We start from the raw sequence: 18,179 nt of genomic DNA on the forward strand, positions 1-18,179 counted from the left end.
AATTAAAAATTATTTATTTTATATCAACTATCGCTTAAGCTGATTTACAATTCCTAGCATATCATCACTTGTTGTAATTGCCTTAGAACCCGCTTCATAAGCTCTTTGTCCTGTGATAAGATCCGTCATTTCTTCAACAAGCTGAACATTACTAAGTTCTATAAATCCATGTCTTATTGTTCCAAGCCCATCTTGTCCTGCTATACCCGCAACAGGTGCACCACTTGCTCCTGTTTCAAGATAAAGATTATCACCCATAGAATGAAGACCCGCTGGATTTATAAACTGAACTAGCTCCACTTGGCCAATTTGAGTTTCTTGTTGCTCCCCTGGTAGCATTACAGAAACGGTTCCATCTGTAGCAACATTAATTGCTGTTGCGCCTTCAGGTATTGTCATCTCAGGTAAAAGTCTATAACCATCTGAATTTACAATATTACCTTCATTATCTTTTGTAAATTGCCCATTTCTAGTATATCCTATAGTGCCATCAGGAAGTTGTATTTGAAAAAACCCATTACCTGCAATAGCCATATCAAGACCATCAGTACTTGTTGATTTTAAATTTCCTTCAGTAAAAACTTTAGTTACCGCTGTTGGACGCACACCCACACCCACTTCTATACCCGAAGGAGAAAGAGTAGTAGCCGAAGTCGAAGTTCCTGCATACTTCATAACTTGATACATAAGGTCAGCAAATTCTGCGCGACTTTTCTTAAAACCTGCTGTATTAACATTGGCGATGTTATTTGAAGTAACATCAATTTGTGTTTGCTGCGCTACCATTCCCGTAGCAGCAGTATGAAGTGATCTCATCATTTTTAATCCTTTTTTTATTTTATTTTAAATTATTTAACAGCTGCAAGCTTATTGATAGCTTCTTGATTTAAGTCATCCATATGAGCTGTCATAACTTTTTGATACATTTCTACCATTCTGTTTGCTTCAATCAGTCCTACCATTTCAGTAACTGGATTAACATTTGATCCCTGAGAAAAACCTTGGCGAATAGCATTGGAGTTTTCCAAATCTCTAATGCGGGTTAGATCATCTATTTTATAGACATTATCTCCATCTTTTTGCAAAGCTCTTATATCATCTACTTGCGCTACAAATAATCTTGCATTTTGAACTCCATCAACTTCAATGCTTCCGTTTTTATCAACGCTAATTTGAACAGCACCATTAGGAATGCGTATGCCAGCATTCTGAGGATTATTAAAATAATCACTACTTAACACCTTGTATCCTTGCTTATTTACCAAATAACCCTCATCATCAAGTTGAAAATTTCCATCTTTAGTTAATCTTACTTCTCCATCTTTGGTCTGAACCAAATAAAAAGCATCTTCTCTAGTCATTGCCAAATCCAAAGGATTGTTTGTAGCCTTTAAAGAACCTAGGCTAAAATCCGTATATTCTTGAGAAACTTGTGGGATTCCATCTATTGTAGTATTTACAAAACGAGATGCATCTCTTGTGTGATTTTCTATAGGCAACTCATCCTGAGTTTCTTTAAAAATCCTTTTAAAATCTGCAATAACCACATCATCTCTTTTGTATCCACTTGTATTAATATTGGCAAGATTATTAGTAATCACATCAAGTTTATTAAACTGAGTTACCATTCCGCCAGTTGCTTGATAATATCCATTTTGCATATTTTCACCTATAAAATTAAGATTTTATAGCTATAAAAGCAAAGAGTGTTCCAACTTTTAAAAACAAAGAAAAATAAATATTTGAAAGATTATTAGGAGAGAATTTTAAACTATAAAAAGCAAGATTTGACTCAATCTTGCTTTAAAATCAATTTTAATCCATTTGACGACGCAAGAAAGTCGGTGTTTCAATTTGCGCCATTATCTCTTCATCGTAACCACCGCTTACCTTTTTAAGACTTAAATAAGGATTTTTCTTAGAAGCTTGAGCTTCTTCGGTAGATTTTTTAGCTACTGTATCTTTGTCTTCAAACCCTGTCGCAATAATAGTCACTTCAACTCTATCTTCCATGCTATCATCTGTAGTAGAACCAAAAATAATCTTAGCATTTTCATCAACAATTTCTTGTATACTATTTGCTGCTGCTGAAATTTCAAACAAAGAGCAATTAGAACTTGTTTTAAAATGTAAAATAACTCCCTTGGCACCTTTAATATCCATTCCATCAAGCAAAGGAGATTCTATAGCGTTTGAAAGAGCCTCTTCTATAGCATTTTCACCACTAGCACTACCAACGCCCATAAGTGCGAGTCCGCGATGACTCATGATGGTTCTTACATCTGCAAAGTCAACATTAATATCTCCATTATCAAGCAAGATAGACACCATACCTTTTACAGCACGAGCTAAAATATCATCAACCAATCTAAAAGCATCTTTAATGCCTGCTTTTTTATCAATAATGCTCAATAATTTTTCATTTTGAATTACAAGAATAGAATCACTTTCTTTTTTAAGCTCAAGGAGACCGCTTTCAGCAAGTTTTTTTCTTTGTTTTCCTTCGAATGCAAAAGGCATAGTTACAACAGAAACAGTTAAAGCTCCAATCTCTTTAGCTGCTTGTGCAATAACTGGAGTGGCACCCGTTCCAGTACCTCCACCAAAACCTGAAGCAATAAATACAATATCACTTTGACTAAGACTTGCTTTTATTTCTTCAAAACTTTCTCTAGCACTTTCTGCACCTACCTCAGGAAGCATACCAGCGCCTAAACCTTTAGTTTTTTTCTCGCCAAGTTGAATTTTAGTTTTTGCTAATGAAATTGAAATAGCTTGTGCATCAGTATTTGCTGCAATTAAATCAAGATCATTTAATCCCATTTTAACCATATGGTTGATCATATTACCGCCACCGCCACCGCAGCCTATAACCTTAATTTTTGCACCTTTATTATGTTGCATTTCTTCTACTAAAAATTCACTCATAAAAATTTCTCCTTGTTAAAATTGATTCATAATTTTATGCCAGATATTTGAAAAAACGCTAGGTTTTTTTTCTTTTGGCTCTTTAAAATCTAATTGTTCTTGTATTGCAATTGTATCATTTTCTTGCAAATTTTCATCAAAAAAATCAGATTTTATTTCACTTTCTGCATCTTTTTGCAAAACAATATCTTGTTTAATTTGACGATTAAAATTTTCAATTTCCCCTTTATATCTTAATTTTTCATTAGAATCAAGTTCATAAGGCGTAAAATACCCCGCTCCATATAAACAAAGTCCTATAGCACAAGTATTTTCAGGATCATTAAAAATTTCACTAAAACCAGTAATCAAATCTTTTCTTGCAGTAGCTAGTCTAACTGAGCGATTATCAAATGTTGCAGGAGCTAGCTCATCAATACCTGCTAACTTAGTCATTCCACCTGTTAAAACAACTCCACCGCCTATAGCATTGGCATAACGATTATCACTTAAGATTTTTGCCAAAATCATCAAAGTTTCTTCCGCTCTTGCATAAATTACGTTTGAAATAATATCCAAAGAAACTTCATTAACCTTTCTTTCATCACCCATTGAAGGAATTTGTATAAGGGTATTAGGCTGTTGTGAAAGAGCTGCATAATTAAGCTTGATTTTTTCTGCTTCTTTTAAAGGTGTATGCAATGCCATTGATAAATCTTGGGTAATATTAATCGAGCCAATTTGCAAACAATCATTATATCTAATTGAATTTCCAGTATGAACAACCATATCACAAATCGCTCCACCCATATCAATCAAAACAGCACCTAATTCCTTTTCGCTATCATCTAAACAAGCTATAGCTGAAGCATATCCTGAAAGAACTATATTATCCACTCTTAAATCAGCTAATTCAACTGCTTTCTTAAGATTTTTAATATGAGATTCTTGTGAAATCACTATATGGGTTGAAACTTCCAAACGATTACCACTCATTCCCAAAGGATCATCAACATGTTCAAGATCATTAACCTTAAAATTATAAGGCAAAACATGGATAATTTCATAACCACTTGGTAGATTGGCAGTATGCTTAGCTGTACTTACAGCACGATGAATTTCTTTAATGCCTATTTCATGATTTGGAATATTAACAACACCTATGCTATCAACGCTTTTAGTATAAGCACCTGATATAGATACCACAACCTTATCATAATGAACTCCGCTCATCATCTCAGCACTTCTAACAGCTTCTTCAATAGATTTAGAAGCAAGCTCTATATTGGTAATGGCACCTTTTTTAACCCCGTTGGTTTTCGACTTGGAAAAACCAATAATTTTTAATCCATCTTCATCTTTTTGAGCAATAATGGCACAAGTCTGGGTTGAGCCTAAGTCAATTCCTAATATATTCAAAATCAATTCCCTTTATAATAAATTTTTATCGGATATATCTTTTTAAGTTCATCAACAAGTTCTTGCTTAAGCTCATTTGCTTTTAAATTTCGCAAATTTTGTTCAAGCATAGTTTTGTATTGTTCAAATTTATCGGAGTTCATATCTAATTTTTGTTTATTTATTTTATATAATATTGCTTTATTGTCATTAATGATCACATAAGAACTATTTTGATCGGTATTAAATACATTCATCAAAAAATAAGCAAATTCAGAATCATTTAATATCTTATCACTAAGCTTTACACTCTCGCGAGAACTATCTCGACTTACAAAGCCTATATCATCGCCTTTAAAATTTACTAAACTATTTTTAGCTTTTTCTTCTAAATTTTTTCTAGCTTGTTCACTTAAATACATAGGTAAAACTTCTTCTCTAGCTTCTTCAAAAGTTTTATTTCTTATAGGATCTACTTTATTTAGTTTAACTATGATATATCCGTTATTATAAGGTGCTGGTCGTAAAACATCTCCATTTTTAGCTTTATTTAAAAGATCAATTGGATAATAAACATCAGATTCACTAATATTTTGATCTTTTTGAAAATTATCTTTCCCATTTTTTAAATCTAAAAATTTAGCATTAGCCACATTCTTTAGTTGCATTAAGGCGTAATCTTTAGCAACTTCATTTTTAGCAGACTGAAAATCCATCACTTTACCTGCAAAATCTTTATATTTTAGTTTATTTTCATCTTGATTGTAAAATTTTTCTAATTCTTTGTCGTCAATTTTCTCATTGCTAACTGGCAAAAAATAAGTTGAAATTTCATATATTTTTTTAGTTTTATAATCTTCTTTATGTTCATTCCAAAGCTTTTTTAAATCCTCTTCATTAATCTTAATATTTTTTTTGTCATAATCAATTTTTGCAATACTTAAAGCATCTTGCATAAAATAACTAGAAGCTAACATTTTTAATTCCTCATCTTTGCTAGGAATATTAAAAATTTGATTAAGTTTATCGGTAATTACTTCATTTGCAAGTTGTGTTTCATAATCTTTTGGAGTTAAATTATTGGCATTTAAAAGTTCATAATAAATTGTTTTGTTAAAATCCCCTGTAGGATCTTGAAATTCTCTAGTATTTGCAAGTTTTTGTAAAATTTCATTCTCGTTTATGCCAATACCCAAATCTTTAGCAAAATTTAACAAAAGCTTATCTTCAACAAGAGAACTTAAAGCTATATTTTTAATGCCTAGTTGCTCAGCATTTTCTGGAGTTAAAGCACCATTGCTAATTTGATTATAATAACTTAAAATCTGTCTATATCTAGTATCAAATTCGCTAAAACCTATCTTTTCATTTCCTACAGTTGCAACACTCGAACTTCTATTGAGATTAAAATCATAAGCACCCCAACCTAAAAAGCCGGCGCCAACAAAAGCTATAGTACTAACCCATATAGTAACAACAAGATATTTTTTGTGATGTTGCATCCAAGTAAGCATATCATTCCTTGATTAAATTTAAACTAGATATTGTATCGTAGAAGTGTTTAAGTGGAGTTTAATTATAGAATTTTTACCAAAAAAATATTTGTTCTTTAAATTTTATGATTTTTACAATGAAATTTAGTTATAATTATAGTTTATAAAAATTTATTAGGATTGATTTTGGAAATTCCTCATATCCCAGTTTTACTTAATGAAGTTCAAGAGATTTTTAAAAATCTTAAAACAGGTTATTTTTTAGACTGCACTTTAGGATTTGGCGGACACAGTGAAGCTTTGCTTAAAAATCATCCTGATCTTGAAATCATTGCTTGTGATCAAGATCAACAAGCTTTAGAATTTTCTAAAAAACGTCTTAAAGATTTTCACAATAGGATAACTTTTATACAAAGTAATTTTAGTGAAGTTTTAGAAAAAATTTCACATAAAGAAGAATTAAGAGGCATTTTAGCAGACATTGGAGTTTCTTCATTTCAACTCGATAATAACGAAAGAGGTTTTAGTGTAAATTCTGACTTTTTGGATATGAGAATGAATCAAAACTCCAAAATATCGGCTTATGAGATTATTAATACTTATACAAAAGAGCAATTAACTTCCATTTTTAAAGATTATGGAGAATTGCACGATGCACATTTTATTGCTGAAAAAATTTGCCTAGAAAGAAGTAAAAATCCAATCAAAAGCGCCAAGGAACTTTATCAAATCATAGGAAAAGGCAAACAAAATCATAGAAAAATTTCCAAAGCCACTTTAGCATTTCAAGCCATTAGAATAGAAGTAAATCAAGAACTTAAAGTGCTTAAAGATTTTCTTGGGCATTTAGAAAATTTAAAACCAAAAAATTGCATTTTAGCAATCATTAGTTTTCATTCTTTGGAAGATAGAATAGTAAAAAATTTTTTCAAAAAATGGTCAAAAAACTGCATTTGTGATGAAAAAATAATGCGTTGCGAATGTGGAAATAACCATAGCCTAGGGCAAATAATAACCAAAAAAGCTATAAGTGCAAGCAAGGAAGAACTTTTAAAAAATTCTCGCTCTAGTTGTGCTAAAATGCGGGCTTTTTATTTTAATAATTTGGACAATAAATAATGCTAGAAGATGATTTTATAAAAGAACGCCAAAACATACGCCAAAAAATGCTGAAATTTTCTCGCGCTATAAATCAAGGCAAACCGCTTGATGATGATTTAAGAGATGAAATTTCTAGCGATGATATTTTAAGACGTCGTTTTAAAAAAAAGACTCCTAATAAATTCTTAGAAGAACTCGATGAAGAGTATGAGTCAAAACATACTAAAAAATCAAATATATATTTAAAAGAAGATCTGATCAATGTTAAATTAGAAGAAAAGCAATCTCTTGCTAAAAAATTTTTTTCCAAAATGAAAGAAAGGAAAAAAGAAGAAAATAAAAAAACTAAAAAGATTTTTTCGTTTGGAAGAAAAAAAATAAACGAGATAAAAAATATTCAAACCAAACCAAAAATTCAAACAAAAAATGATCAAAACCCTATCCAAGATAAAAAAGAAAAAAAAGAATCTATAAAATCTATAGAAAAAATTCAAAAAACTGAGCCTAAAATACAAAATTCCCAAACTATAGAAAAACGACCTGATATTAAAAAACAACCCGATATTAAACAAAGTTTGGAAAATTTACAAAAAAAGATAACACCACAAGAAAATAAACAAGAACTTCCAAAACCATCCAATCAAGCCCAAGAAAAACAACAAAATGATGAAGATGCTCAAAAGGCAAAAAATGTTTTATTAGAAGGCTACTCTAATGCCACCAAAGAAGATAGAAACCTAAATTTCAATCATCTTCTTTTTGCGGCTTTACTTGTTAGTTTTGCGTTATTTTTATTTGCTCCACAAATTTATATTAGAAATCAAATTTATTATCTTAGTAGAGAAATTGCTACATTAAGAACAGAAGAAAGCGTTTTAAACGAAGAAAATAAAGATTTAAAAAGAAGGCTTGAAAATATGCGATTCCAAAATCAAATTTTAGACTATTTAGAATGAATAATCTTATCTAAAACATACTGCTCTAAATTTGCTTTTGGAATTTCCTCTTTTAAGGCTTCCTTATAAATTTCACCTGCCATTATAGAGTATTTTTCATAAGCAAAATAAGGGAAATGCAAAGCCCAGGCTTTTTGTATTATTTTTTTTGAGATTATTTTGCGAGTATAAACTTTAAAAATATCATATCCTATAAATACACAAGCAGTAACCATAACAGCACTCACTATGCTTATATGAAAGTCAAGTTTTGTTAAAAAATAATGAGTAATTAAAAGCAATGGCAACAAAACCACAGCACAAAAAACACCAAAATAAATATAAGAATTTAGAATTTTGAAATTAAAATTTAGCTTAGAAGGATCTACAAGCATACCGTCATTAAAAAGTGCATTTGCCTCTAATAAATCCTTCACTAAAACAGGTTGTTCTGATACTTTAAATAAAAAACGAAGGCTAAATTCTTTAAATTTTTTCATAATCCATGCTTTATTTTTTAATTAAAATTTTATCTAAAGAAAATTAATTTTTACTAAATATAAACCTCTTTCAATTGCTTATTAATTCTTCTGTAATTCTAGCGATTTCTAATTCTTCATCTGTAGGAATAACAAGCACTTTAACTTTAGAATTTGCATGATTTATCATTCTTTCGCCCGAAATCCTTTGTTTGTTAAGTTCAAAATCTAACTCGATACCAAGATGAGCTAATCTCTCACATACTTTTTGTCGAACCAAACTATCATTTTCTCCTATACCACCTGTAAAAATAATAGCATCGGTTTTTGGCAACACGGCAAAGTAGGATCCTATATATTTAACAAGACGATAACAAAACATATCAAGAGCCAAGCGTGCTTTATCATTACCTTGTTCTATCTCTCTTTCTATATCTCTAAAATCATTATAACCGCAAATTCCATATACTCCACTTTTTTTATTCATCAGTGTATCTATTTCTTCTATAGTTAAACCTTTGATATGACTTATAAAAGGTAAAATAGCAGGGTCTAAATCTCCACAACGCGTTCCCATAATAAGTCCTTCAAGTGGAGTAAAGCCCATAGAAGTATCTACACTCTTACCTTTTTCTATAGCACATACACTTGCGCCATTTCCAAGATGAGCAGAGATAACATTTAGTTCACTTTTATCTTTTTCAAGCAAACTTGCCGCTCTAGAACTGACAAAAGCATGAGAAGTCCCATGAAAACCATATCTTCTAATATTATGCTTATCATAAAAATCATAAGGCAAAGCATACATATAAGCAAAATCAGGCATAGTACGATGAAAAGCTGTATCGAAAATAGCCACATTTGCAACACTAGGTGCAGCTTTAATCATTGTTTTTATACCTGCTAAATGGGCAGGATTATGCAAAGGAGCAAAAATACTAACCCTATCTATCTCTTTAAGAACATAGTCATCTACTAAACAATGCTCACTTAAATTTCTTCCCCCGTGAACTATACGATGACCACAGCCATCAAGAGCATTTAAATCCGCTAAAATTCCTGATTCTTTAAAAAGCTCATTGACTATACTAAGTCCTTCTTCGTGATTATTTATCATTAATTCTCTTTCAAAACTTTCATTATTTAAAACATTTTTTAATATAACTTTTGAATTTTGCTCTCCGATTTTCTCTACTAAACCACTCGCTTTAACGACTTTATTATCAAAAAATTTAAATTTAATCGATGAAGAACCTGAATTTAAAACTAAAATTTTCATTTATTATTCCTTTCTATTGAGCTTGTATAGCACTTAAAATAACAGTATCTACAATATCATCTACCAAACATCCACGACTTAAATCATTAACAGGTTTTTTAAGACCTTGCAAAATAGGACCGATTGCTAAAGCATTAGCAGTTCTTTGAACTGCTTTGTAACAAATATTTGCTGCATTAAGATCAGGAAAAATATATACATTTGCATGGCCTGCTATCTTAGAATTTGGCATTTTCTTTGCTGCAGTCTTTGGATCATAAGCGCAATCAAACTGCATAGGACCATCTATATTTAACTCAGGGTATTTTTCTTTAGCAATCTTTAATGCTTCTTTTACAAGATCTACGCTTTCTCCCTTACCGCTATCACCACTAGAATAAGAAAGCAAAGCTATTCTTGGTTCAAGTCCAAAAGATTTAGCAGTCATAGCACTTACATAAGCACTAGTTGCAAGCTGTTCAGCAGTTGGACTTGGATTTACAGCACAATCAGCAAAAGCTAAAACTTGATCTTCAAGCCCCATAAAGAAAATTCCCGAAACAGAACTAATACCTTCTTTGGTTTTAATAAGCTGCAATGCAGGGCGAATCGTTTCAGCCGTAGTAGTTGATGCTCCACTAACCATAGCATCAGCTTTTCCAGTATGTATAAGCAAAGTTCCAAAATAAGTTTTATCCTGAACTAGCATCTTAGCCTCTTCTAAACTCATTCCTTTAGATTTTCTTGCCTCATAAAGAATGGAAGTAAATTCTTGATTATATTCTGAATTGAGCGGATTCATAATTTGTATAGTACTTAAATCAAGACTTAATCTAGCAGCATCTTGTTTGATTTTTTCCTCATCACCTAATAAAATAAGATCAACAACTTTACTTTTTAATAAAATTTCAGCAGCTTTTAAAATTCTCTCATCATTACTTTCTGGCAAAACAACAGTTTTTTTATTTTTTACGCTTTGTTTAATCAATTCATATTTAAAACGATGTGGAGTTATAAAATCATACTCTTCAAGCTTTTGCACTTCCTCAAAATTAAAATTTTCATTAATCAAAACATAATTACGACCATCTAGGGCATGATCGAAATATTTTTGAGCTATAAGTTTATCCTCATCGTTAATAATAGCAGCGATAGGGGTATTAAGATTTTTAGCCAATTTTATACTAAGATCAAATCCATCAAGTATTCCAAATTCGCAAAAGCTATTTACAAGCACAAAATCGTATTTGCGTTTTAACTCTTCGTATTCTTCTAAAATAACATTAAAAAAATTATGAGGATCTTTGCTAAATTCCTCCATTGCTTCTCTAAAGGTAAAACCATAAGCGCTTTTTACAGTTTGATTGATATTAAATTCTTCCAACCAACCTTGCAAAACAGGGACGCGATGTATGTATATTACAGGGCAATAAATTGCGATATTTTTGTAAATTTTGCTATAATTTTTAAGCAAATTTGTACTAATAATAGTATTTAACTCATCACTTCTAGATCTCATCAAATAAAGATTTGCCATCATTTTCTCCTTGAATTTATAAATGTGGAACACTCTTTGCTTTTTCTAATTTTAACAAAGAAAAATAAAAATTCATATTTTAAAGGACGAAAATGAAAAAAGTTTTATTTTATGTGTTACCGTTTGCGTTTTTTGGTTGTTCTGCAACGGTTGATCCGCAAATTTCAATGAAACCACCTGCTTATGTAGAAGAACTTGCACCAAAACAAAGTAATAATGTAGAAAGTGCACCAGGATCGCTTTTTGGCAAAGGGGATAATCCTTTATTTTCAGATAAAAAAGCTATGAATGTAAATGATTTAGTTACAGTTGTTATACAAGAAAGTACCACTCAAAGCACACAAGCTAATAAAGCAACAAGTAGAACTAATACCTCAAATTTAGGCGGAGGTGCTTTAACAGGAAGTTCAGGAGTGGTAGCTAATGCTCTTAATAAAGTCAATGCTTATTCTAATATAGGCTTTCAAACCAATAGTTCAAACAACTACACAGGAACAGGCTCACAAAGCAGAAATGAAAGTTTCAATACTACAATTTCAACGCGTGTAATTAAAATTTTATCAAATGGTAATTATTTTATCGAAGGCTCAAGAGAGCTTTTAATCAACGGAGAGAAACAAATCATACAATTAAGCGGTGTTATTCGTCCTTATGACATCGGTCAAGACAATACTATAGATAGTAAATATATAGCAGATGCTAAAATTCTTTATAAAACAGAAGGTGAAGTGGATAGAAGCACAAGAAAACCTTGGGGTAGCAAAGTTATAGAAGCGATATGGCCATTCTAAAAGCAAGGTTAAACCTTGCTTCTTGGCTTTTATTCTTTTACAGCCCTACTTTTAACCTCATCTTCAACTTCAGCTAAAAATCTATCTACAAGTTCACTTTCTTTTAATTTAGCTACAACTTCACCATGTCTTATAACAAGTCCTTGATTTTTCCCAAAGGCTATAGCCACATCAGCGCCCTTAGCTTCACCTAAAGCATTTACTACACAACCCATAACACTGATATTTAAAGGTTCTTTTATATGCTTGGTTTTTTCTTCTACGATTTTAATCGCGCTTAACAAATCACTTTGAATCCTACCGCAAGTTGGACATGAGATGATATTTACTCCGCTTTTTTGCACTCCACTATCTTGCAAAATCGCTCTTGCTACACGAATTTCCTCTTCAAGCTCACCCGTCATAGAAACACGCATAGTATCGCCTATACCTTTAAGAAGTAAATTTCCTAAAGCTATAGAACTTTTTACAGTGCTATGAAATTTAGTTCCTGCTTCAGTTACCCCTAAGTGAAAAGGATAATCACAAAGCGGTCTTAATCTCTCATAAGCTTCTATAGTTTTTTGAGCATCTGAAGTCTTCATGGAAATTTTAATATCAAAAAAGTCTAAATCCTCTAAAAGCTTGATATTATACATCGCACTTTCTAGCATAGCATCGACACCATAGCCAAATTTATCACTAAATTGTTTTTCTATGGAGCCGTGATTTACACCGATACGTATAGGGATACCCCGTTCTTTACATGCTTTTACCACTTCTTTGATATTTTCTTTAGAACCTATATTGCCAGGATTTATACGCACTCCATCGATAAATTCAGCACAATATACAGCCAAATTATGATTAAAATGAATATCTACGATTAAAGGTAGAGGACTTTTAGCTTTAATCTCTTTTAAAGCCCTTGCATCAGCCATATCCAAGCACGCCAAACGCACTATGTTTGCTCCTGCAAAATAAAGACGATTGATTTGTTCTAAAGAACCTTCTATATCTCTTGTTTTAGTAAAAAGCATAGATTGAACTGAAATAGGTGCATCACCGCCTATTAAAACATTTCCTACTTTGATTTGTCTGGTTTTAAATCTTTTATACTCCATAACTTCACTCTTTGAAAAATTTTAATATCAAATTTTAACTTTTTATTGCTTTAATTAAAGTTTATTTTTGATAATATAGGAAAAATTTTTACATTTATACTAAACAAAAAAGGAGGTTATCTATGGATTTTTTTAAAAATGGTGGAGTTATTTGGATTACAGGACTAGCAGGAAGTGGCAAAAGTTATATTGCAGAAGCATTATACAAAAAATTAAAAGAAAAATACAATAATATTATTTATCTTGATGGCGATGAACTGAGAGATCTTTTAGAGCATTATGGATATGATAAACAAAGTCGTATCGATATGTCAATAAAGCGTTCTAAATTTGCACATTTTCTCAGTTCTCAAAATATGCTAGTTATCGTAAGCGCTATTTCCATGTGGAATGAAATTTACGAACACAATAAAAAAACTTTAAAAAATTACTTTGAAATTTACATAAAATGCGATTTTGAAGAATTAAAAAAACGTGATAAAAAAAACTTATATAGCAAAAACTTAAAAGGTGAAATTTCAAATGTTGTGGGAATGGATATTGATTTTGATGAACCAAAATCTAATTTAATAATTGATAATACTTATATGACAGAACTTGACAATAAAATTTCCTACATCTTAACAGCTCTAAAAGAAAAAAAATAAAGAAAAAAGCATGCAAAATCTTTTACTCTATATAAAAAATAACCTAACTCCAACCCTAGCTCAAATTCTTTTACAAGCTTTAAAAAATTCGAATAATGAAAAATTTTTTACCTTTGTTTTGAAAAATATTGAAACAATTTGCACTTGGCTCAATTCTAGCGAATTTAAGAATAGATATTTATCAATAAAACATCCTTATCCACCTTTAATCAATCCTAATTTTATAGAAATAGATGCTAGTCGACATTGTGCAGAATTAGCTTGGGATTTAAATTTACCCCTACCTAAACACTATAAATTTATCTATATTTCTCCACATGGCGTTGGAGCAGCAGCATTTTTAAGATACCTTAATCAATGTTGCGATGTAACTTGTTTTGCCTCCTGGGTTTTACCACCTGATGCCAAAGAAAGATATTGTCTTAATTACATGTGTCTAAATGACAATACGATTACTCAATATGCTATTAATATATCAGAAATTAATCTACCTTATTTTGATAAATATCTATCTTTATTGGATTTTAACTCTAAAATTATTTGCGGAGTTCGCGATCCAATAGGAATTTTAAAGCATAACTGGGGAAGAGATTGGAGTAAAGTTTTAAGAAACTATCCCTCTGAATTTAATCTAACTTATGATTGGCGTTATTATATTGACTATCTTACTCATCAAAATCATAAAATTAAAATCGATATAAACGAACTACAACAAGGAGTTTTTATCATCTCTTATTTATTAAAATATTTTAACAAAGACAATGTATACTATCTTGATATGGAAGAAATCCGCCAATCAAAGGCCTTCGATACCATGAATTTACTTGCTATAAATTTTAATTTTACCCCCCCCATAAAGATAAATTAGATTTATTTAAAATTAAAGAATTTAGAGGTTATATTCGCTATCTTTTTCCTATCACACTCTATGCAAATTCTAAAGATATTAATAACACCTTTTATCTTAATACTCCTAAAAATAATAAAAATTTCAATATTGATAAAACTTCTAGCATTCCCATAATTTTAGACAGAAAACATATCAATCATGAAAAAATAGACATAATACAAGAAATTATAAAAAACGATCTATGTAATGATATGGGTGTATATATTGATAAAAATGATTTTAAACAATTAGAACAAAACAATCTTTTATTTTCAACAATTAAACATTATTTGTATGATTTTTTATATCAAATTAAAATAACCATAGATGAAACAGAATCAAAAATGATGAAAGAAAAAGATGTAATAGATTATTTTATAAAAAATAAATCACTTGTTTACACTTTTTTTAATATTTTTGAAAATGATCTAAATCATTTAAAGCAAAAATTTCCCAATATAATTAACTCTTGGACATACTATAAAGAATTTGAAAAATGCGTCAAGAGTTAGATGACAATATTCAGGGAAAAGATGTAAGGGGTATTTTAAAAAGAGTATGTAACTATCCCTAAATAATTTTAGCAAAAAATACCAAATAATAGGATTTTAAAGCTTACAAAAATGACTTTTTATCTTTCCTAGTTTAAAGTGTAAAAAATCCCAAATATCCCAAAAATCCCAAAATGTCTGTTTTATCCCAAAAAAACTGATTAAATGCTGTTTAAAAGGCGGATAAATACGAGCTTTGATTTTAAATTTTATATCCCAAAAGTGTTTTTTACTCTCTAGGATAGTTACATTTTTGCTTAAAATATTCTTATATTTTTTAACCTTGTAACTATCTCTATAAAACACTATATAATCATACTTTAACCACTTTTTATATAAAAATAGTATGTAACTATCTATAGCTTTAAGGTTTGGAGGATAGTTACATAGAAAACTTAAACATTTAGTTGGTTTTTATAATCTTATAATAGACTAAGATTACTTCAATTTATTTAAAAATTATTTTTATTTTTGATTTTATTTTTTAACTTTGATGATAACTTTTGCCAATTATAATGTTTTTTAAAAGATAAATATAAAGAGTGATTAACTTTTATAGAAATATATAGCTATATTTAGTTTTAGGTTTGTAAATATAGCTACATTATTTTTTAAATTAAATTATGATATATAGGTATTGCATCTATTTTTTAATTTTATAAGTTTTTTAAGCCCCAAGGGATTATTTTTTTTGAAATCATCGCTATTTAAGTAACAATCATACCTTTCCAAGATATCTTTTAACATATGTGCAAAATGCTCCATTATAATACCTTCATCTATCCTATTATTTTCAATAAAAGTTTGAAGTGTTTCAAAATAATTCATCATCATTATAATTGATCTTTTTAATTCTGGTTTTTCTTTAATTTCTTTTAATATTTCTTCATTTCCTTTTTTTTCTTTTATATTTTGTTGCTCTCTTGTATAATCTCTTGCCTCTATAAAATGTTTTTCATCCCATTTAGATAATAACTGCATTGTTAAATTAAATTTATCCGCTCTTGTTTTTTCAAAAATAGAATAAGCATTTAACACCAATGAGATTGACACCGCATAGGCAGAAATGGCAGATGCAATAATTTTAACTTCTAAATTAAAATATAAACATAAACATACGATTGCAAAAAACCCGATCATCCACAGAATAAAATATTTATTTTTTAATATTTTCATTAAAATCCCTTTAATATATAATTAAATTTCATTAGAATTATATATTAATTTTTTTTAATTTAGTCAATTTTAAAATTACCTTGCAAAGTTAAAGCTTTATTCTTTGACTTTAATTTCTAATACAAAATTAAGTATATTTTTATTTATAAATTTATAATTTTAACTTAAAAAATTAACCTTTTAAAACAAAAGTTTTTAATTGCCTTTTGTAATTTTTTGTTAAATTTCTTTGAAATTAAAATCAAAGGATTTAAAATGCAAATGCAAGAAGTGATTGAAAAGTTAAAAGATATATTAGCCAGTGAAGGTAAGTGTAATTTAAAAACAAAAGATATAGCCAAAGAACTAGGAATTCATCCTGATACTTTTAATTCCATGAAATTTAGAAACTCCATTCCATATCCACAAATCCTAAACTTTTTAAATCAAAGAAATATAAGCATTAATTATTTCTTCTATGGAAGTTCCCCAAAAGATCAATTAGAATGTGAAAACAAGTATAAAATTTTAAAGCTTTATAAAACAAATGCAAGTTTAGGCGGAGGTGGTATAAATGATTTGATTGATAGCTCTGATTTAATCATCGACGAAAAGGTTTTAAACTTTTTTGGAAGTAAAGAATGTGAGTTTATTACTTGTTACGGAGAGAGTATGGAACCAATAATAAAAGATGGTTCAATTTGTGTAATAGATAGAAATAAAACTTTTAAGAATAAAAGCATTTGTGTGATTAATACTAGAGATGGACTTTTTATAAAACAAGTTTTAAAACAAGATGATGGAGTGATTTTACACTCTTTAAATCCTTTATATGAAGATATATTTTATAAAAATGGAGATTTTTTGCTAATTGGTGTGGTAATTGGAGAACTTTCAAGACTATGACAGCACACAATAAGCTAAGCCAAGCTAATCTTGTCTCATCAATACAAAAGGATATAAAGATGGATAGAGTATCAGCAGACATAAGACAAGGTGTTAACAAAAGATTTATAAACGCAATTTGCAATCATAACAATGAACTTGTTTTAGAATATCTTAAAAATGGTATGAGTGTTACTAAAGAATGCATGGGTAAAGAGCCTATGTTTTATGCAGTAACTCATAATAATTTTGGAGCGATTTTACTTTTATTAAAATACGGTGCTATTTTAGATAAAGAGTACCTAGAAGAAAGCAATAAAAATTTTAGCAAAGAAGCTTTAGAATTTTTAGCCTCTTTGCTCTAAAAAGGATATGTATAATCTTGTTTTATCAGACCTACATTTTTAAGTCTGTGAAAAACAGCTTGCTTTGAAACTTCGAATTTTGAAGCAATAAGTAATATTGCTTCTGCTGCCTTTAAGTCAGGTGTTGTTTTTCTGCATTCTGCTATAAAATCTTCTATTTGTCGAAGAGGCATAAGTAGTCTTGCCGCAAATTGATTGGCTCTAGTTTCTATTCCACCATATGTATTGCTTCTATAAAGGGTTTCATAACTATCAATAATAGGATTTTCTATGCTAGGTAAAATATCATTAGCTAAATGCCCTAATTCATGTGCCAATGTAAAACGCTGTCTATTTTCATTTTTAAGCGGATTTATCCAAATAATAGGTTCACCTTTTTCATCTACGCTAATTTGACCTTCAGTGTCAATTTTATCAAGGTCAAGATCTTTAACTACATTTATACCTAATTTTTGAGCAATTTCAAACGGATTAAATGGTGGTTCTTTCATTTCCAATAAATCTAAAATTTCATAAGGGGTTTTATCTTTTATTTCTTTATAAGTCATTCCAAACCTCCTATTTGTGATTTTTCTTGATCAATATCTGTCAATATAGATATTTTATCATTTATATGTAAATCGACCATTCTTTCAAATTCTTCCATAAATTCACTATTTTTTAGAATTTTATTTATAAAATCATT

Annotated in this window: 17 protein-coding genes and 1 pseudogene; 7 read left to right on the top strand and 11 right to left on the bottom strand. The window is 29.6% G+C overall.

All coding sequences use genetic code 11. The features are described from left to right. Positions 1-27: 27 nt before the first annotated feature. From flgG to AJN69_RS03450, 5 genes are all read right to left on the bottom strand, one after another. Positions 28-819, bottom strand: coding sequence for a flagellar basal-body rod protein FlgG (flgG, locus tag AJN69_RS03430; protein WP_002852142.1), 792 nt, complete (start codon positions 817-819; stop codon positions 28-30). Between the two features lie 29 nt (positions 820-848). Next, positions 849-1,661, bottom strand: a complete 813-nt coding sequence (locus AJN69_RS03435; RefSeq protein ID WP_002861380.1) for a flagellar hook-basal body protein — start codon at positions 1,659-1,661, stop codon at positions 849-851. A 154-nt stretch (positions 1,662-1,815) separates the two neighbouring features. After that, positions 1,816-2,928 carry a cell division protein FtsZ gene (gene ftsZ, locus AJN69_RS03440; protein ID WP_002852071.1) on the bottom strand — a complete coding sequence of 371 codons (1,113 nt, stop codon included), beginning with the start codon at positions 2,926-2,928 and terminating at the stop codon, positions 1,816-1,818. 15 nt (positions 2,929-2,943) lie between these two features. After that, on the bottom strand, positions 2,944-4,332 hold the full coding sequence (gene ftsA / locus AJN69_RS03445; protein ID WP_074469321.1) for a cell division protein FtsA: 1,389 nt from the start codon (positions 4,330-4,332) through the stop codon (positions 2,944-2,946). Beyond that, positions 4,329-5,819, bottom strand: a complete 1,491-nt coding sequence (locus AJN69_RS03450; RefSeq protein ID WP_070287776.1) for a peptidylprolyl isomerase — start codon at positions 5,817-5,819, stop codon at positions 4,329-4,331. The genes ftsA and AJN69_RS03450 overlap by 4 nt, the downstream gene beginning before the upstream one ends. A 159-nt stretch (positions 5,820-5,978) precedes the next feature. Between AJN69_RS03450 and rsmH the strand changes: the two genes are divergently transcribed. Both rsmH and AJN69_RS03460 read left to right on the top strand, forming a co-directional pair. Beyond that, positions 5,979-6,917: a 16S rRNA (cytosine(1402)-N(4))-methyltransferase RsmH gene (gene rsmH / locus AJN69_RS03455; protein WP_079860796.1), complete on the top strand. Its 939-nt coding sequence runs from the start codon at positions 5,979-5,981 to the stop codon at positions 6,915-6,917. Then, positions 6,917-7,855, top strand: coding sequence for a hypothetical protein (locus AJN69_RS03460; protein WP_004305554.1), 939 nt, complete (start codon positions 6,917-6,919; stop codon positions 7,853-7,855). Before rsmH ends, AJN69_RS03460 begins: the two co-directional genes overlap by 1 nt. On the opposite strand, the gene AJN69_RS03465 is transcribed toward AJN69_RS03460, so the two are convergent. The 3 genes from AJN69_RS03465 to pta form a co-directional block, all read right to left on the bottom strand. Beyond that, positions 7,843-8,334 carry a hypothetical protein gene (locus AJN69_RS03465; RefSeq protein ID WP_002855147.1) on the bottom strand — a complete coding sequence of 164 codons (492 nt, stop codon included), beginning with the start codon at positions 8,332-8,334 and terminating at the stop codon, positions 7,843-7,845. The two genes, AJN69_RS03460 and AJN69_RS03465, sit on opposite strands and share 13 nt — an antisense overlap. A 70-nt stretch (positions 8,335-8,404) precedes the next feature. After that, positions 8,405-9,592, bottom strand: a complete 1,188-nt coding sequence (locus AJN69_RS03470; RefSeq protein ID WP_070287773.1) for an acetate kinase — start codon at positions 9,590-9,592, stop codon at positions 8,405-8,407. A gap of 13 nt (positions 9,593-9,605) precedes the next feature. Further along, the gene (gene pta / locus AJN69_RS03475) at positions 9,606-11,111 is read right to left on the bottom strand and encodes a phosphate acetyltransferase (protein ID WP_072238616.1); all 1,506 of its coding nucleotides are present in this window, start codon (positions 11,109-11,111) and stop codon (positions 9,606-9,608) included. Between the two features lie 89 nt (positions 11,112-11,200). Between pta and flgH the strand changes: the two genes are divergently transcribed. Further along, positions 11,201-11,899, top strand: coding sequence for a flagellar basal body L-ring protein FlgH (gene flgH, locus AJN69_RS03480; protein WP_002864738.1), 699 nt, complete (start codon positions 11,201-11,203; stop codon positions 11,897-11,899). Positions 11,900-11,928: 29 nt separating this feature from the next. On the opposite strand, the gene ispG is transcribed toward flgH, so the two are convergent. Beyond that, positions 11,929-13,002, bottom strand: coding sequence for a flavodoxin-dependent (E)-4-hydroxy-3-methylbut-2-enyl-diphosphate synthase (gene ispG / locus AJN69_RS03485; protein WP_002854766.1), 1,074 nt, complete (start codon positions 13,000-13,002; stop codon positions 11,929-11,931). Between the two features lie 122 nt (positions 13,003-13,124). On the opposite strand from ispG, the gene AJN69_RS03490 reads away from it, so the two are divergent. Next, on the top strand, positions 13,125-13,649 hold the full coding sequence (locus AJN69_RS03490; RefSeq protein ID WP_002876965.1) for an adenylyl-sulfate kinase: 525 nt from the start codon (positions 13,125-13,127) through the stop codon (positions 13,647-13,649). A 10-nt stretch (positions 13,650-13,659) separates the two neighbouring features. Further along, positions 13,660-15,050: pseudogene (locus AJN69_RS03495) on the top strand (DUF2972 domain-containing protein). 660 nt (positions 15,051-15,710) lie between these two features. On the opposite strand, the gene AJN69_RS03505 reads toward AJN69_RS03495, so the two are convergent. After that, positions 15,711-16,265, bottom strand: a complete 555-nt coding sequence (locus AJN69_RS03505) for a hypothetical protein (protein WP_070287770.1) — start codon at positions 16,263-16,265, stop codon at positions 15,711-15,713. 255 nt (positions 16,266-16,520) lie between these two features. On the opposite strand from AJN69_RS03505, the gene AJN69_RS03510 reads away from it, so the two are divergent. Next, positions 16,521-17,150 (top strand): S24 family peptidase, encoded by a 630-nt coding sequence (locus AJN69_RS03510; protein ID WP_002877660.1) that lies wholly within the window; start codon positions 16,521-16,523, stop codon positions 17,148-17,150. Between the two features lie 59 nt (positions 17,151-17,209). Continuing rightward, entirely contained in the window at positions 17,210-17,494 is a 285-nt protein-coding gene (locus AJN69_RS03515; RefSeq protein ID WP_002877661.1) for a hypothetical protein, read from the top strand. Here AJN69_RS03515 and AJN69_RS03520 read toward each other — a convergent pair. Further along, a complete protein-coding gene (locus tag AJN69_RS03520) occupies positions 17,491-18,042 on the bottom strand; it encodes an ImmA/IrrE family metallo-endopeptidase (protein ID WP_002877662.1) in 552 nt (183 codons plus the stop codon). The two genes, AJN69_RS03515 and AJN69_RS03520, sit on opposite strands and share 4 nt — an antisense overlap. Positions 18,043-18,179: the final 137 nt, after the last annotated feature.

This window comes from Campylobacter sp. BCW_4338, assembly GCF_001763255.1.
GTDB lineage: Bacteria > Campylobacterota > Campylobacteria > Campylobacterales > Campylobacteraceae > Campylobacter_D > Campylobacter_D jejuni.

Bases quoted from the DNA above. Each gene is read 5' to 3' on its own strand.
- ispG (WP_002854766.1), bottom strand. From the start codon at position 13,002: ATGGAGTATAAAAGATTTAAAACCAGACAAATCAAAGTAGGAAATGTT.
- AJN69_RS03460 (WP_004305554.1), top strand. From the start codon at position 6,917: ATGCTAGAAGATGATTTTATAAAAGAACGCCAAAACATACGCCAAAAA.
- flgH (WP_002864738.1), top strand. From the start codon at position 11,201: ATGAAAAAAGTTTTATTTTATGTGTTACCGTTTGCGTTTTTTGGTTGT.
- AJN69_RS03465 (WP_002855147.1), bottom strand. From the start codon at position 8,334: ATGAAAAAATTTAAAGAATTTAGCCTTCGTTTTTTATTTAAAGTATCA.
- AJN69_RS03470 (WP_070287773.1), bottom strand. From the start codon at position 9,592: ATGAAAATTTTAGTTTTAAATTCAGGTTCTTCATCGATTAAATTTAAA.
- AJN69_RS03505 (WP_070287770.1), bottom strand. From the start codon at position 16,265: ATGAAAATATTAAAAAATAAATATTTTATTCTGTGGATGATCGGGTTT.
- AJN69_RS03435 (WP_002861380.1), bottom strand. From the start codon at position 1,661: ATGCAAAATGGATATTATCAAGCAACTGGCGGAATGGTAACTCAGTTT.
- AJN69_RS03450 (WP_070287776.1), bottom strand. From the start codon at position 5,819: ATGCTTACTTGGATGCAACATCACAAAAAATATCTTGTTGTTACTATA.
- AJN69_RS03520 (WP_002877662.1), bottom strand. From the start codon at position 18,042: ATGACTTATAAAGAAATAAAAGATAAAACCCCTTATGAAATTTTAGAT.
- pta (WP_072238616.1), bottom strand. From the start codon at position 11,111: ATGATGGCAAATCTTTATTTGATGAGATCTAGAAGTGATGAGTTAAAT.
- ftsZ (WP_002852071.1), bottom strand. From the start codon at position 2,928: ATGAGTGAATTTTTAGTAGAAGAAATGCAACATAATAAAGGTGCAAAA.
- AJN69_RS03510 (WP_002877660.1), top strand. From the start codon at position 16,521: ATGCAAATGCAAGAAGTGATTGAAAAGTTAAAAGATATATTAGCCAGT.
- AJN69_RS03515 (WP_002877661.1), top strand. From the start codon at position 17,210: ATGGATAGAGTATCAGCAGACATAAGACAAGGTGTTAACAAAAGATTT.
- AJN69_RS03490 (WP_002876965.1), top strand. From the start codon at position 13,125: ATGGATTTTTTTAAAAATGGTGGAGTTATTTGGATTACAGGACTAGCA.
- flgG (WP_002852142.1), bottom strand. From the start codon at position 819: ATGATGAGATCACTTCATACTGCTGCTACGGGAATGGTAGCGCAGCAA.